The following is a 15,115-nucleotide window of genomic DNA, read 5'->3' as shown; positions in this document are numbered from 1 at the left end:
GGCGGTACGTGGTTCCATTCCACCATCGATGGGTCGGCTCGCCGGCAGGGATTGCGGCAGTCGGTCGATCAGTCCTCCTACCTCTGGGGGCCAATCGGGGTGGAAGGGACCCGTGGGATCTTCTTTCCCGGAGTGCAACAGCCCTCAGACAGGAGGCGTTGCATGCCCCGGAATGCCCATTTTCGTTGCAACGATGCAACGTATTGATAACCACGTTGCTGCGAATTTTGTAGCAACGGGCCACGCATTGCGGTGGATTGGGGTTTTCCCGGCACGGCACCGATGGGCCTCTGGCGGGCTTTACCGGGGAGGGCCTACCCGTTCGGAGATTGCTAAATTAAAATGCGAATAGTTGTCGTTCTGATTTGTTTCTAGAACCAGGGCGGCAGGCCAAGGGCTCTGCCGCTGGTTGTATGACCTCCTTTTCTGGATTCGACCCGGCCCTGCCGGTTTTGGTTCGCTCGTCTTTTTCTTGTTTCCTGGCCCCACCCACCATGCATTCCTCGACCGTCCGCGCGTTCCATCGCTTCGCTCCCCGTCCCCTGGCCCTGCTGATCCGCCAATGCCTGGGCGCCGGGCTGGCCATTGCCGCCGTGGGCGTGGCTGCGCAGACCAGCACTTCCGGGACCACGCTCGACGAGGTGAAGGTGCGCGAGCAGGCCGAAGCCATTGGCGGCCTGCAGAAGACCTACCACGGCGGCCAGTTCGCGCGCGGCGGTGACCTGGGCATCCTGGGCCGCACCGACCAGATGAACGTGCCGTACAGCACCACCAACTACACCAACGAGCTGATCCAGAACCAGCAGGCCCTGACGGTGGCCGACGTGGTGATGAACGACGCCTCCGTGCGCAGCCTGCAGGCGCGCGGCGGCTACGGCGATGACTTCCAGGTGCGTGGCCTCACGGTGTCCAACACCGACGTGAGCCTGAACGGTTTGTTCGGCCTGAGCCCCTCCACCCGCATCCCGCTGGAAATGATCGAGCGCGTGGAAGTGCTCAAGGGCCCTGGCGCCCTGACCAACGGCGTGGGCCCTGGCGGCAGCGTGGGCGGCAGCATCAACCTGGTGACCAAGCGCGCGGCCGACACGCCGCTGACGCGCCTGACCACCAGCTACATGGGCAAGGCCCAGTTCGGTGCCCACCTGGACGTAGGCCGCCGCTTCGGTGAAGACAACCAGTGGGGCGTGCGCGCCAATGCACTGGTGCGCAACGGCGAAGGCAATGTCGACGGTGGCCGCCAGCGTGCCGACGTGGCTGCGCTGGGCCTGGACTACGCCGGCGGCCGCCTGCGCTGGTCACTGGACGCTTTCGCCACCGAGGGCAAGACCCAACAGTTCCGCCCCCAGACGGCTTTCCGCGCCGGCGTCACGCAGATGCCCGCGGCGCCGGACAACCGCACCAGCATCTACCCCGGCGCCAACCTGACGGACGACATGCGCACCGTGATGTCGCGCCTGGAGTACGACCTGAACGACAGCACCACCGTGTACGGTGGCGTGGGCTACACCCACAACACCAGTGAGCAGCACTTCCCGACCGCCGGGCTGCGCGTCGACGCTCTGGGCAACTTCACGGTGGCCAACGGCTACTACGATGCCTACAACAAGACCTCGTCGATGGACGCGGGCCTGCGCACCAAATTCCAGACCGGTGGCATCGGCCACACGGTGGCCCTGGCCACGAACTACCTGGACCAGGAGATCGGCTACTTCTACCAGCTGACCAGCACCTACGCCAATTCCAACATCTACAACCCGTCGCCGCTGCCGACCATCAACTTCCCGCGCGGCAACCCCAGCAAGAGCAGCGAGCTCAAGCAGCACAGCCTGGCGCTGGCCGACACCATGTCGTTCGACAACGGCCGCTACCTGCTGACGCTGGGCGTGCGCGACCAGACCATCGAGCAGGGCAGCTTCAACGTCAACACCGGCGCAGGCACCGGCTACTACAAGGCCAGTGCCGTGACACCGCTGGCGGGCCTGGTGATCAAGCCGACGAAGAACATCTCGGTCTACACCAACTACACCGCCGGCCTGACCCGTGGCGGCACGGCCGGCCCCGGCACGGCCAATGCGGGCGAGACGTTTGCGCCGCAGAAGTCCAAGCAGAACGAAGTGGGCATCAAGGTGGACTGGGGCCAACTGACCACCCAGGCCGCCATCTACCTGATCAAGCGCCCCAGCGCCCTGACCGACCCGGCCACCAACCGCTACAGCTTTGGTGGCGAGCAGCGCAACCGCGGCCTGGAGCTGACGGCCTATGGCGAAGTCCAGCGTGGCCTGCGTGCCATGGCCAGCGCCTCGTTCAACACCGCCAAGCTCACGCGCACCGCCGGTGGCGTGAACCAGGGCAACGACGCGGCCGGCGTGCCGGACCGCACCTTCAACCTGGGCCTGGACTGGGATACGCCGCTGCAGGGCCTGAGCGTGAACGGCCGCGTGATCAATACCTCCGGCATGTACGCCGACGCCACCAACCGCCTGCGCGTGCCTGCCTGGACGCGCCTGGACATCGGTGCCCGCTACGCCACCAAGGTGGCCGGCAAGCCCGTGGTGCTGCGCGCCAACCTGGAGAACGTGAGCGACAAGAACTACTGGGTCATCAGCAACTACGTGACCGTGGGCGCGCCCCGCACGCTGATGCTGTCGGCCGCAGTGGACTTCTGAGGTATGGGCATGACCGGAGTCTTGCCATGATGCCCGTGCTGCGCGGTATCTGGCGCGCCGGGCCGCTGGTGTCGCGCATCGTTGCGGCCATCGGCGGCGGCTATGTGCTGGCGGCGCTGTTCAGCGTGGCGGTGCTGGCCCTGCCCATGGCCCGGGCGCAGGCCGTGATCACGGGCATGCTGGCCAGCTTTGCCATCTACACGGGCGCGGTGATCTGGGTGTTTGCGGTGCGCAGCGCCTGGCGCGCCTGGGCCGGGCTGGTGGTGGCGGCCGTGCCGCTGCTGCTGGCCGCATGGACCGTGTGGTCCTCTGCAGGAGCTTCCCAATGACGACGAACAACAACGACGACGTGCCGTTGGACGAGCCCAAGGCGCCGGGCATCCGCCAGACCATGTCGGACCTGCACACCTGGGCCGGCCTGCTGTGTGGCTGGTTCCTGTATGCGATGTTTCTCACGGGTACCGTGAGCTACTTCAAGGACGAGATATCGCAGTGGATGCGGCCCGAGCTGCCGCACCGCGCGGTGGTGCCCGATGCGGCCGAATCGGCCCAGCGCATCGCCAACCAGCTCGTGCAGTTGGTGCCGAATGCGCCGCAGTGGAGCATGCGCCTGCCCGACGAGCGCTACACCACGGTGGACAGCTTCTGGCGCTTGGCACCCGGGCAGGGGGCGGCTGCCAATGGGCGCAACTTCGGCAGTGCCAACTTCGATCCGCTGACCGGCGAGAAGGTGGCCTCGCGCGAGACGGTGGGCGGCGAATTTTTCTACCGCTTCCACTTTCAGTTCCACTACATGCCCGTGCGGTGGGGGCGCTGGCTGGCGGGCTTTTGCGCCATGTTCATGCTGGTGGCCATCGTCAGCGGGGTCATCACGCACAAGAAGATCTTCACCGACTTCTTCACCTTCCGCTGGGGCAAGGGCCAGCGCTCGTGGCTGGATGCGCACAACGCGCTGTCGGTGTTCGGGCTGCCGTTCCACTTCATGATCACCTACACCGGCCTGATCACGCTGATGGCGCTGTACATGCCGTTCGGCGAGCAGGCGGCGTACACGACACCGGCGCAGGAGCAGGAGATGACCTCCCAGCTCAGCGCCTTCATCCAGCCCGGCAAGGCCACGGGCCAGCCGGCGCCGCTGGCGCCGGTGGACGACATGGTGCGCCAGGCCCAGGCGCGCTGGGGCGAGGGCAACGTGGGCCGCCTCACCGCCACGAATGCCGGCGACTCCGCGGCGCGTGTGAGCGTGACGCGCGGCGAGGAGGGCCGGGTCTCCATGAGCCCGCAGTACATGCTGTTCGATGGTGTGAGCGGCAAGCTGCTGGAGGTGAAGGAAAGCGTAGGCCCCGCAGCCGAAACGCGTGGCGTGCTTTATTCGCTGCACCTGGGGCGCTTCAGTGACCTGCACATGCGCTGGCTGTACTTCATCGTGAGTCTGGCGGGCACGGCCATGGTGGGCACGGGCCTGGTGATGTGGACCGTCAAGCGCCGCCGCAAGCTGGGCGATCCGGCGCGGCCGCACTTCGGCTTTCGCTTGGTGGAAAAGCTCAATATCGCCAGCATCGCGGGCCTGTCCATCGCCATGGCCGGCTTCTTCTGGGGCAACCGCCTGCTGCCGCAAGGCATGGCCGAGCGCACGGCATGGGAGGTGCATGTGTTTTTCATCGTCTGGGCCCTGACGCTGGCGCATGCCATGCTGCGCCCCTCGCGCCGCGCCTGGATCGAGCAGTTCTGGATCGGCGCGGCAGCGCTGGCCCTGCTGCCCCTGGTCAGCGCGTTGACCACCGAGCGGCCGCTGTGGCGCAGCCTGGCCGAGGGGGATTGGGTGTTTGTCGGCTTCGAGCTCATGCTCTGGGTGCTGGCCGGCATGCACGTGTGGCTGGCGGTGCGCACGGCGCGCCACCAGGGGCCCAAGCGCCGTGCGGCACGGGCGCCAGCGCCCTCCGCGCCCACCGGCTCTGCCATGCCCCAGGGGGGCGCGTGATGCACCACCTGCTCACCTTCGTGACCTGCCTGGCCGCCTTCGCAGCCCTGGCACTAGGGACGGAACGCCCGCAGGACGAGCTGTTCGGCCAGGCGCTGGCACCGCGCGCCACCTGGCTGTTGCGCATCGCGGGCTGGGGTGCCCTGGCCGTGGCGCTGGCCATCATCGTGCAGGCCCAGGGCTGGGGCATGGGGTTGGTGAGCTACAGCGGCCACACCAGCCTGGCGGCCGGCATCGTGCTGTGCGGGCTCATCGTGCGCAGTCGGCGCTGACTGAGCCGGTGCTGCCGCTCTCACATTTTGACGTCGTAGCCGAGAGTGATCGGCGCGTGGTCCGAGAACTCCACCTCCTTAGATGGTCACGGTACGCGCAAGGGTAGTTGTCGCCGGCGTTGCCAAGTGGCGTTGATCGCGAGGGCGCAGGGTGCGAGAGAATGGTTGTTTCGGGCGATTTCGCGCCCTGCCAATTTCGTGAGCACTGTTACCCTGCTGCACCATGATCCCAGCTTTCAATCACTCTCACGTTTTGCCCCCTTTCGAGGGCGAGCGTCTGACCAGTGCACACAGTTCGCCCTATGTAGTTGCGACTGGAGAGTTCGTGCAGCGCTTCGCCATCAACGCGGCGCGCCACGCGATCATTGATGGGTTCATGCGCTACCGTGGCGAATTGCGCCGTCTAGGGTTTGTCCGAGGATTTCAGTGGCTCGACGGCAGTTTCGTTGAAGATGTCGAGTCTCGTGAGGGGCGCGCGCCCAGGGACATAGACATCGTGACGTTTGCGCATCCTCCCGCCGGCATGAGCACCGAGCAGATCAGGGACATGATGCAATCGCATGCAGATCTTTTCGACCACGCTCTGTGCAAAGCGGCTTTCCGCTGCGACACTGCGATCGTCAACCTGGCAACTTCACCAGAGTGGCTGGTCACTCAGACTCGTTACTGGTACGGCCTCTACTCCCATCGCCGAGGCGATGCGTTGTGGAAGGGCATGTTGCAGTTGCCCTTGGATTCGAACGACCTCGAAGGGCTCCAAATGCTGACGGAACTGAATTTTGAAGGAGAGAGCAATGCTGGCTCAACTTGAGAGGCAATTCCTTCAGGCCGATCTCGCGCAAGCTCGGCAACTACTCGCCGAGGGATGCGCGCACAACGACCCTTTTGCAGAAAGCCAATATAGCCAGCGAGTGGCACGGCTTGAGCGCGAACTGACTGAGCTTGCTGTAAAAGCCCAGAGCGCTCCGACCGGGGTCGCCTTGTTCTTTGGTGGTAGGCCGGTGATTGGATCGCATGGCATCAAGGCTGCGTTCGGAACACAGGCTGTGGGCCAGTTTCAGAAGTTAGTCAGCCAGCGCTACGCGGCAGCGGAGACGGGGCCCTTGGCGTCACGCGGACGAGTGCCAATGAGCGAGGAAACTCAGCTTCTTGTGACTGATGTAGTGCGAGGGTCTTTTGGATTTGTCCTGCAAGGAAGTCAGCCTGCAGAAAGCGATGCGACGCTCAGACAGGTAGTGGGCGAGGTCGCTGACACGCTTTCACGAATGGCCAGTGTAGACGATGCGCTATTCGATGAAGCGTCCGCTCGAGTTGACAATCGGCAACTCGGCGCATTGAAGGAGTTTTTCAAACTGCTCGACGACGAGGGAGCAAGCTTGCGAGTCGTGGAGGGTGAGCGGGATTTCGAGTTGACGACGCAAGCAGTGCAGCGCGCTCGCCAACGTGTCGAAGCGCTTGTGATCGAAGATCGTCTCGAGACCCATGAAGGCGAAATCATCGGATGGGCCGAATACTCGCTTCGCTTCGAAGTGCTCCTCCATGCGGACCGAAACGTGATTGTCGGTTCGATGTTACGGGAAGCGATGCAGAAGCTACTGGAAGAAGGCGTTAACCCGCTGCACCAGCACGTTAGTGCGCGGGTCAAGGTCCGCGAAGTTAGGCTGCGCAATCGCGCTCCTCGAAAGACGTTTGTATTGCAGTCGGTCGAACGCATTGGAGCACCTCCGGACTGGCCGGTGAGAGCGGCGCAACAATCTATTGCCACGTTGTCGAACGACTACAACGTGAAGTCGTAGCCGATGGTGATCGGAGCGTGGTCCGAGAACTTCACGTCCTTGTAAATGGTCTCGGTGCGCGCCAGCGCAGCCATGGCTGGCGTCGCAAGGTGGTAGTCCAGCCGCCAGCCCACATTGTTGGCGTAGGCCTGCCCGCGGTTGCTCCACCATGTGTAAGCCGTGTCGGTGGTGGTCGGTTGTAACTGACGGTAAACGTCGATCAGGCCGCCGCCTTCATCAGTTGTGTGCAACAACTTTGTCATCCAGGCGCGTTCATCGGGCAGGAAGCCGCTGTTCTTCTGGTTGCTGCGCCAGTTTTTCAGGTCGATCTGCTGGTGGGCGATGTTGATGTCGCCGCACAGGATGAACTCTCGCTCCCGCTTGAGCTGCATGAGGTGGGGATGGAATTCCGCGAGGAAGCGGTACTTGGCGAGCTGGCGCTCCTCGCCCGAGGAGCCGCTCGGAAAGTAGGCGCTGATGATGGACAGCTTGCGCGCGGGGGTGTCAAAGCGCAGCTCGAGGTAGCGGCCCTCGGCGTCGAACTCGGTCGAGCCGTAGCCCACGATCACGTCGCTGGGCAGGTGGCGGGTGTAGATGCCCACGCCCGAATAGCCCTTTTTCTGCGCGTAGTGGAAGTGCCCGTCCATCTCGGCCAGGCGCTCGAAGCGTGTGGCCACGTCGGCGGCCTGCGCCTTGACTTCCTGGACGCAAATACAATCCGGCCGTGTGGCAGCCATCCAGCTTTCCACGCCCTTGGTGGTGGCCGAACGGATGCCATTGAGGTTGAGGCTGGTCAAATTGAACAAGGAATTTCCCATGGTAGATGTTGTTGCGCAGGGCTCGGATGAGGGCCAGCTGGCGCAGGACTTTGTACGGTTTGCCGTCGAATCGGGCGTGCTGCGCTTCGGGGAGTTCAAGACCAAGGCCGGGCGCCTGAGCCCCTACTTCTTCAATGCCGGTCTGTTCGACGACGGCAGCAAGATGGGGCGCCTGGCCGAATTCTATGCAAAAGCCCTGATCGCCAGCGGCATCGAGTTCGACATGGTGTTCGGGCCGGCCTACAAGGGCATCCCGCTGGCCGCGACCGTGGCGGTGGAGCTGGCACGCCAGGGGCGCAATGTGCCCTTTGCCTACAACCGCAAGGAAGCCAAGGACCATGGCGAGGGCGGCACCCTGGTAGGGGCTCCGCTCCAGGGCCGGGTGCTGATCGTGGACGACGTGATGTCGGCCGGCACTGCGGCGCGCGAGTCGATTGCCCTCATCCAGGCCGCAGGCGCCACCCCCCATGCGGTGGCCATTGCGCTGGACCGCCAGGAGAAAGCCACCGAGAATGGGCTGGACGTGGAGCACAGTGCAGTGCAGTATGTGCGCCAGCAGCTTGGCATGAAGGTTTGTACTATCGCCAGGCTGGCAGACTTATTGCTGTACCTATCGCAAACAGGGGGGGCGGAGATGCGCGCCCATCACGAACGGGTTTCGGCCTACCGCGAGCGGTACGGGGTGAACGAAGGGTAACTAGTTGCACAAGACGGCGTGGCTCATTGGCGAATTGGCATTGGCAGGCCTGGCCACGGCGTCCGCGTGGGCGCAGCAGACGGGACCGGTGGGCAGCATCTACACCTGCGTGGACCGCAATGGCCGTCGGCTCACGGCCGACCGCCCCATTGCCGAATGCGTGGACCGCGAGCAGCGCGAGCTGGGCCCTTCTGGCATCGTACGGCGCCAGATTGGCCCCACGCTGACCGAGCAGGAGCGCGCCGCCCTCGAAGTGCGCCAGCGCAAGGAAGCCGAGGAACGCAGCCGCGCCCTGGAAGAACGCCGCCGCGAGCGTGCCCTGACGTCGCGCTACCCCGACAAGGCCGCGCACGACGTGGAGCGCAAGGCCGCCATCCAGATGGTGGAAGACGTGGCGGCCACGGCCCAGAAACGCATCGTCGAGCTGCGCCAGCAGCGCCAGGCCATGGACACCGAGATGGAGTTCTACAAGAAGGACCCCAACAAGGCCCCGATGACGCTGCGCCGCAAGATCGCCGAGAACGACGACAGCATTGCCGAACAGCAGCGCTTCATTGGCGGCCAGGACGACGAAAAGCGCCGTGTGCACCAGCGCTTCGACGTGGAGCTCGCACAACTGCGCAAGCTGTGGGATGAGCAGCGGGGCGTTGGCGCGCCCGGTGCTGCGAGCAGCGCCCCCCCGGCGTCTGCCGGCGGTGCCCGCTGATCAGGGCCGATTCAAGGTTCTCGGCGATGGATGCCCTCCACGCAGGGGGCGGCATCCATCGGGCGTGATCAGACAGCGAGCTTGGCGCGCAGCAGGTCGTTGACCTGTTGCGGGTTGGCCTTGCCCTTGCTGGCCTTCATGATCTGGCCCACGAGTGCGTTGAAGGCTTTGTCCTTGCCGGCGCGGAACTGGGCCACATTGTCGGCATTGGCCGCAATCACGTCGTCAATGATGCCTTCCAGGGCACCCGTGTCGTTCATCTGCTTGAGGCCCTTGGCCTCGATGATGGCGTCCACGTCGGGTGATTCCCCGGTCCACAGCGCCTCGAACACCTGCTTGGCGGCGTTGTTCGACACCGTGCCGTCGGCAATGCGGCCGATCAGCGTGCCCAGTTGGGCGGCCGACACGGGCGAGGCATCCAGCGCCATGTCGTTGGCGTTCAGGCGGCGCGAGACCTCGCCCATGATCCAGTTGCTGGCCAGCTTGGGCTGCTTGCTGGCCTGGGCTGCGGTCTCGAAATAGGCGGCCATGGCCTTGCTCTGGGTCAGCGTGGTCGCGTCGTACTCGGGCAGGCCATAGTCGGCCACGAAGCGCGCGGCCATGGCGCGCGGCAGCTCCGTCATCAGTGCGCGCTGCTCGTCCACCCACTGGCGCGAGATCTGCAGCGGCGGCAGGTCCGGGTCGGGGAAGTAGCGGTAGTCGGCCGCGTCTTCCTTGGTTCGCATGGCCTCGGTTTCGCCCGTGTCGGGGTCGAACAGCACCGTGGCCTGCTGGATGGCGCGGCCATCCTCGATCTCCTCGATCTGCCAGCGGATCTCGTAGTCGATGGCTTGCTGCATGAACTTGAAGCTGTTCAGGTTCTTGATCTCGCGGCGCGTGCCCAGGGGGGCGCCGGGCTTGCGCACCGAGACGTTGGCATCGCAGCGGAACGAGCCCTCCTGCATGTTGCCGTCGCAGATGCCGATCCAGGTCACGATCTTGTGCAGCTCGCGCGCATAGGCCACGGCCTCGTCGCTGGAGCGCATGTCGGGCTCGGTCACGATCTCCAGCAGCGGCGTGCCGGCGCGGTTCAGGTCGATGCCGCTCTGGCCGATGAAGTCCTCATGCAGCGACTTGCCTGCATCTTCTTCGAGGTGGGCGCGCACCAGGCGCACGGTCTTCTTCTCGTCGCCGAGAAAGAACTGCACCTCGCCGCCCTGCACCACGGGGATCTCGAACTGGCTGATCTGGTAGCCCTTGGGCAGGTCGGGGTAGAAGTAGTTCTTGCGCGCGAAGATGCTCTCGGGCGCGATGTGCGAGCCCAGCGCCAGGCCGAGCTTGATGGCGCATTCCACGGCGGTGCGGTTCATCACCGGCAGCGTGCCGGGCAGGGCCAGGTCCACGGCGCAGGCCTGGGTGTTGGGTTCGGCACCGAAGGCCGTGGAGGCGCGGCTGAAGATCTTGCTCTGGGTGGCGAGCTGGGCGTGGGTTTCGAAGCCGATCACGACCTCGTAGCCGTGGATCAATTTGCTGCTGGTTGCTGTCGTCGTCGTCGTCATGTCACAGACCTTCGGGTTGGCGCAGGTGAAAGTCGGTGGCCTGCTGCAGCCGGTGTGCTGCGTTGAGCAGGCGCGCTTCCTGGAAGTAATTGCCGATCAGCTGCAGGCCCACGGGCATGCCGCCTTCGCCAAAGCCCGCCGGCACGCTCATGCCGGGCAGGCCGGCCAGCGAGCCGGGCAGGGTAAAGATGTCGGCCAGGTAGTCGGCCAGCGGGTCGGCGCCATGCTCGCCAAGCTTCCAGGCCACGGTGGGGGCCACGGGGCCGGCGATCACGTCGCACTGCGCGAAGGCCTGCTGGAAGTCGTCGGCAATCATGCGGCGGATCTTCTGGGCCTTGAGGTAATAGGCGTCGTAGTAGCCGTGCGAGAGCACGTATGCACCGATCATGATGCGGCGCTTGGCCTCGTCGCCAAAGCCTTCGGCGCGGGTCTTCTTGTACATGTCCTCCAGGTCACCGTAGTCCTTGGCGCGGTGGCCGAACTTCACGCCGTCGAAGCGGCTCAGGTTGGACGAGGCCTCGGCCGGCGCGATGATGTAGTACACCGGGATCGAGAGTTCGGTGCGCGGCAAGCTGATGGGCACCAGCCTGGCGCCAAGCTTCTCGTATTCCTTGAGCGCAGCGTCCACCGCAGCGCGCACGTCGGGCGCCAGGCCGTCCCCGAAGAACTCGGCCGGGATGCCGATGCGCAGGCCGTCGATGGAGTCGTTCAGCGAGCGGCCGAAGTCCTCGGCGGGCATGTCGATGGAGGTCGAGTCGCGGTCCAGGTCGGGGCCGCACATGGTGGACAGCAGCAGCGCGCAGTCCTCGGCCGTGCGCGCCATGGGGCCGGCCTGGTCCAGGCTGGAGGCAAAGGCGATCATGCCGTAGCGTGAGGCGCGGCCGTAGGTGGGCTTGATGCCGGTGATGCCGCAGAACGAGGCCGGCTGGCGGATGGAGCCGCCGGTGTCGGTGCCGGTCACGGCCGGGGCCAGGCGCGCAGCCACGGCCACCGCGCTGCCGCCCGAGGAGCCACCGGGGATGCGCGAAGTATCCCAGGGGTTGCGCACCGGGGCGGGCGCGTCGAAGCCCACGGGGGCCACGGCCGAATTTTCGTTGGCCGAGCCCATGGCGAACTCGTCGCAGTTGAGCTTGCCCAGGGTCACGGCGCCGGCCTCGGCCAGCTTGCGCACCACGGTGGCGTCAAACGGGGACTGGTAGCCCGCCAGCATCTTCGAGCCGGCGGTGCTGGGGAAGTCGCGCGTGACGAAAATGTCCTTGTGGGCCAGGGGCACGCCTTCCAGCGCGCCTGCCGTACCGGCGGCAATGCGGGCATCGGCCGCACGCGCCTGGGCCAGCGTGACGTCTTCATTGACCGCCACGTAGGCGCCCAGCGACTGGTGGCTCTTGGCGCGGGCCAGGAAATGCTGGGCCGCTTCCACGGCGGAGACCTGGCGCTCGCGCAGTTGCGCGGCCAGGGCGGTGACGGTCAGATCGTGCAGGTCTGCAATTTGCTTGTTCATGCTGGCCTCAACCGATCACTTTGGGCACAAGGAACAGGCCGCGTTCCACTGCCGGGGCGCTGCGCTGGTTGGCCTCGCGCTGGTTGGGTTCGCTGGCGACGTCGTCGCGCAGGCGCAGGGCGATCTCCTGGATGGCTGCCACGGGGTGTGCCAGGGGTGTCAAGTCCCCGGTATCCACAGCGCGCATCTTCTCCACGATGTCGAAAAAGCCGTTGAGTTGTGTGAGCATGCGCTCACTTTCGCTCGCGCTCAATTCCAGTCGTGCCAGATTGGCGATGCGATCGATGTCCAGGGATGTCAGTGCCATAGGGGAAAAATTCGGGAGAAACCAGATGTAAAGCTGAAATGGGGGGTGGGACCAGGGGAGTTATTCACAGGGGATAGGGTATTATCCCGGCTTTGCCGCAATACCCTCCCTCATGCCGGTCATTGTGCGAAAAAAGCGAAATTTGACCCCGTAAACCCGGCGATGGCAGGCCGATGCGCACGCCATGCCTGAGAGGATTCTTGAATGTTCGGAGCTTTCCGTCGGTACTTCTCCACCGACCTGGCCATTGATCTTGGCACAGCCAACACCCTGATATTCGCCCGCGACAAAGGCATTGTGCTCGATGAGCCCTCTGTTGTCGCCATCCGCCACGAAGGCGGACCCCATGGAAAGAAAGTCATTCAGGCCGTAGGCCATGAAGCCAAGGCCATGCTTGGCAAGGTGCCCGGCAACATCGAAGCCATCCGGCCCATGAAGGACGGTGTGATCGCTGACTTCGTGATCACCGAGCAGATGATCAAGCAGTTCATCAAGATGGTGCACCCGCGCACGCTGTTCACCCCCAGCCCTCGCATCATCATCTGCGTGCCCTGCGGTTCCACCCAGGTCGAGCGCCGCGCCATCAAGGACGCAGCCGAGGCGGCCGGCGCCACCGCCGTCTACCTGATCGAAGAACCCATGGCCGCCGGCATCGGCGCGGGCCTTCCGGTCTCGGAAGCCAGCGGCTCCATGGTCGTGGACATCGGCGGCGGCACCACCGAGGTGGGCGTGATCTCGCTGGGCGGCATGGTCTACAAGGGCAGTGTGCGCGTGGGCGGCGACAAGTTCGACGAAGCCATCATCAGCTATATCCGCCGCAACTACGGCATGCTGATCGGCGAGCCCACGGCTGAATCCATCAAGAAGAACATCGGCTCGGCCTTCCCCGGCTCCGAAGTGCGCGAGATGGAAGTCAAGGGCCGCAACCTCAGCGAAGGCGTGCCGCGCAGCTTCACCATCTCCAGCAACGAAGTGCTGGAAGCGCTGACCGATCCGCTCAACCAGATCGTCTCGGCCGTCAAGAACGCCCTGGAACAGACCCCGCCCGAGCTAGGCGCCGACATTGCCGACCGCGGCATGATGCTGACCGGCGGCGGCGCGCTACTGCGCGACCTGGATCGCCTGCTGGCCGAGGAGACCGGCCTGCCGGTGCTGGTGGCCGAAGACCCGCTGACCTGCGTGGTGCGTGGCTGCGGCATTGCGCTGGAGCGCATGGACCGCCAGGGCAGCATTTTTACAAGCGAGTAAGTCCCCCGTGCCTGCGTGCCAGCCATGCAGGCACCCATCGCGCTGAAATGGCATGACCGCAACCGCACCGATGCTTTTTGAGCCGTGCCCCTGGCCGCGTTGGCGCGCCGTGCAGGCCCACCGCTGAGCGCCATGCCCCTGGGAACCCTGGAGCGCAGTGCGCCTCCCTTCTTCAAGCAAGGCCCCTCGGCCCTGTCACGGCTGGCGCTTTACGGCGCGCTGGCCCTTTTCCTCATGGTGGCGGACGTGCGCTTCAAGCTGACCGGCCCGTTCCGCCAGGCCGTGTCTACCGTGCTCTACCCCGTGCAGTGGCTGATGCTGCAGCCGGTGGAGTTTGCAGGGCGCGGCGCCGGCTACTTCCAGAACCTGCAGACCGCGCAGCAGGACGCCGATGCCGCGCGCAGCAAGATGGCCCAGATGTCGCAGCGTGCGAGCCAGGCCGACCAACTGATACTGGAGAACGAGCGGCTGCGCAAGCTGCTCACGCTGCGCGAGCGGCTGACCACGTCGGCCGAGGCGGCCGAAGTGATCTATGACACCGCCGACCCCTATACCCGCCGCGTGGTGGTGGACAAGGGGCTGATGGCGGGGGTGGAACTCGGTGCGCCCGTGCTCGACGAAGCGGGCATCCTGGGCCAGGTCACACGCGTGTTCCCCATGCTCAGCGAAGTGACGCTGCTGGTCGACCGGGACCAGGCCATTCCCGTGCTCAATATCCGTACCGGTGCGCGCGGCGTGGCCTACGGGGATCCCGTGGCGGGCAACAACGGCGGCATGGAGCTGCGTTTCATGCCCGCCAATGCCGACGTGCGCGAAGGCGACCTGTTGACCACCAGTGGCGTGGACGGCCTGTACCCCCCCGGCCTGCCGGTGGCCAAGATCGTGCGCGTGGAGCGCCGGGCCGACTCGGCCTTTGCGCGCATCTACTGCGAGCCGCTGGCCCAGGTGCAAGGCGCACGCCATGTGATGGTGCTCAAGCCCCTGTCGGGACACATTCCCGAGCGGCCCGAGCCGGCCGCCCCGCCCACCGCTGGCAAGAAGGGACGCCACAAATGATCATGCCGCGCGGCCAGCCGCTGCTGCTGCCCGTCAACCCCGTCTTCATCGCCGTGAGCCTGATGGCGGGCCTGGCCATCAACATGATCCCTCTGGGGCGTGTGGTCTGGACGCCTGACCTGCTGATGCTGCTGCTGGTGTTCTGGAGCGTGCACCAGCCGCTGCGCATCGGCATGGGCACGGCCTTCCTGCTGGGCCTGTGCATGGATGTGCAGCAGTCCTCGCTGCTGGGCCAGCATGCGCTGTCGTATTCGGTGCTGGCTTTTGGCGCCATCGCCATCCACCGCCGTCTGCTGTGGTTCAGCGTGCCTTCGCAGGCGCTGCAGGTGTTGCCGCTGTTCCTCATTGCGCATTCCATCGAGTTGCTGGTGCGCGTGGTGTCGGGCGGCATTTTCCCGGGGCTGTGGGTCTTCGTGGCCCCAGTGCTCGAAGCGCTTTTGTGGCCACTGGCCAGTTGGGTATTGCTGGCGCCCCAGCGCCGCCCGCCCGATCGCGATCAGAATCGACCGCTATGAGCCTGGTGTGGACCCTCCAACGATCCGCCTGCGCT

Annotated in this window: 15 protein-coding genes; 11 read left to right on the top strand and 4 right to left on the bottom strand. The window is 65.4% G+C overall.

The window, feature by feature from the left end; translation table 11 throughout:
* Positions 1–494: 494 nt before the first annotated feature.
* The 6 genes from ACSQ9E_RS27515 (at position 495) to ACSQ9E_RS27490 (ending at position 6,715) form a co-directional block, all read left to right on the top strand.
* Complete coding sequence (locus ACSQ9E_RS27515; RefSeq protein ID WP_436219692.1) at positions 495–2,666, top strand: TonB-dependent receptor; 2,172 nt, start codon at positions 495–497, stop codon at positions 2,664–2,666.
* A 26-nt stretch (positions 2,667–2,692) separates the two neighbouring features.
* Complete coding sequence (locus ACSQ9E_RS27510) at positions 2,693–2,995, top strand: DUF3649 domain-containing protein (protein ID WP_057202629.1); 303 nt, start codon at positions 2,693–2,695, stop codon at positions 2,993–2,995.
* A complete protein-coding gene (locus tag ACSQ9E_RS27505) occupies positions 2,992–4,647 on the top strand; it encodes a PepSY-associated TM helix domain-containing protein (protein WP_436219691.1) in 1,656 nt (551 codons plus the stop codon). The genes ACSQ9E_RS27510 and ACSQ9E_RS27505 overlap by 4 nt, the downstream gene beginning before the upstream one ends.
* Entirely contained in the window at positions 4,647–4,919 is a 273-nt protein-coding gene (locus ACSQ9E_RS27500) for a DUF3325 domain-containing protein (protein ID WP_057266622.1), read from the top strand. Before ACSQ9E_RS27505 ends, ACSQ9E_RS27500 begins: the two co-directional genes overlap by 1 nt.
* Before the next feature lie 223 nt (positions 4,920–5,142).
* Positions 5,143–5,730, top strand: coding sequence for a DUF6932 family protein (locus ACSQ9E_RS27495; protein ID WP_157421936.1), 588 nt, complete (start codon positions 5,143–5,145; stop codon positions 5,728–5,730).
* A complete protein-coding gene (locus ACSQ9E_RS27490) occupies positions 5,714–6,715 on the top strand; it encodes a hypothetical protein (protein WP_162262243.1) in 1,002 nt (333 codons plus the stop codon). Before ACSQ9E_RS27495 ends, ACSQ9E_RS27490 begins: the two co-directional genes overlap by 17 nt.
* Here ACSQ9E_RS27490 and ACSQ9E_RS27485 read toward each other — a convergent pair.
* Entirely contained in the window at positions 6,697–7,500 is an 804-nt protein-coding gene (locus ACSQ9E_RS27485; RefSeq protein WP_428002774.1) for an exodeoxyribonuclease III, read from the bottom strand. The two genes, ACSQ9E_RS27490 and ACSQ9E_RS27485, sit on opposite strands and share 19 nt — an antisense overlap.
* A gap of 10 nt (positions 7,501–7,510) precedes the next feature.
* Here ACSQ9E_RS27485 and pyrE point away from each other — a divergent pair, with 10 nt between their 5' ends.
* Together pyrE and ACSQ9E_RS27475 are read left to right on the top strand one after the other, a co-directional pair.
* Complete coding sequence (pyrE, locus tag ACSQ9E_RS27480) at positions 7,511–8,209, top strand: orotate phosphoribosyltransferase (protein ID WP_057202624.1); 699 nt, start codon at positions 7,511–7,513, stop codon at positions 8,207–8,209.
* Between the two features lie 4 nt (positions 8,210–8,213).
* Complete coding sequence (locus ACSQ9E_RS27475) at positions 8,214–8,915, top strand: DUF4124 domain-containing protein (RefSeq protein WP_436219690.1); 702 nt, start codon at positions 8,214–8,216, stop codon at positions 8,913–8,915.
* A gap of 68 nt (positions 8,916–8,983) precedes the next feature.
* On the opposite strand, the gene gatB is transcribed toward ACSQ9E_RS27475, so the two are convergent.
* Genes gatB through gatC form a run of 3 tightly spaced genes read right to left on the bottom strand, consistent with a single transcriptional unit; the run spans position 8,984 to position 12,261 of the window.
* A complete protein-coding gene (gatB, locus tag ACSQ9E_RS27470) occupies positions 8,984–10,453 on the bottom strand; it encodes an Asp-tRNA(Asn)/Glu-tRNA(Gln) amidotransferase subunit GatB (RefSeq protein WP_436219689.1) in 1,470 nt (489 codons plus the stop codon).
* Position 10,454: 1 nt separating this feature from the next.
* On the bottom strand, positions 10,455–11,954 hold the full coding sequence (gene gatA, locus ACSQ9E_RS27465) for an Asp-tRNA(Asn)/Glu-tRNA(Gln) amidotransferase subunit GatA (RefSeq protein ID WP_057266617.1): 1,500 nt from the start codon (positions 11,952–11,954) through the stop codon (positions 10,455–10,457).
* Positions 11,955–11,961: 7 nt separating this feature from the next.
* Positions 11,962–12,261 (bottom strand): Asp-tRNA(Asn)/Glu-tRNA(Gln) amidotransferase subunit GatC, encoded by a 300-nt coding sequence (gatC, locus tag ACSQ9E_RS27460; protein WP_057202620.1) that lies wholly within the window; start codon positions 12,259–12,261, stop codon positions 11,962–11,964.
* A gap of 204 nt (positions 12,262–12,465) precedes the next feature.
* Between gatC and ACSQ9E_RS27455 the strand changes: the two genes are divergently transcribed.
* The 3 genes from ACSQ9E_RS27455 (at position 12,466) to mreD (ending at position 15,080) form a co-directional block, all read left to right on the top strand.
* On the top strand, positions 12,466–13,509 hold the full coding sequence (locus ACSQ9E_RS27455) for a rod shape-determining protein (RefSeq protein ID WP_007858125.1): 1,044 nt from the start codon (positions 12,466–12,468) through the stop codon (positions 13,507–13,509).
* Positions 13,510–13,641: 132 nt separating this feature from the next.
* Positions 13,642–14,565, top strand: coding sequence for a rod shape-determining protein MreC (gene mreC / locus ACSQ9E_RS27450; RefSeq protein ID WP_057202727.1), 924 nt, complete (start codon positions 13,642–13,644; stop codon positions 14,563–14,565).
* Positions 14,562–15,080, top strand: coding sequence for a rod shape-determining protein MreD (gene mreD, locus ACSQ9E_RS27445; protein ID WP_057202619.1), 519 nt, complete (start codon positions 14,562–14,564; stop codon positions 15,078–15,080). The genes mreC and mreD overlap by 4 nt, the downstream gene beginning before the upstream one ends.
* The last annotated feature ends 35 nt before the right edge of the window (positions 15,081–15,115 follow it).

The sequence above is a fragment of the Acidovorax sp. LjRoot118 genome, assembly GCF_964253575.1.
Taxonomy (GTDB): domain Bacteria; phylum Pseudomonadota; class Gammaproteobacteria; order Burkholderiales; family Burkholderiaceae_C; genus Acidovorax.
This window is presented reverse-complemented; position numbering and strand designations above follow the sequence as displayed.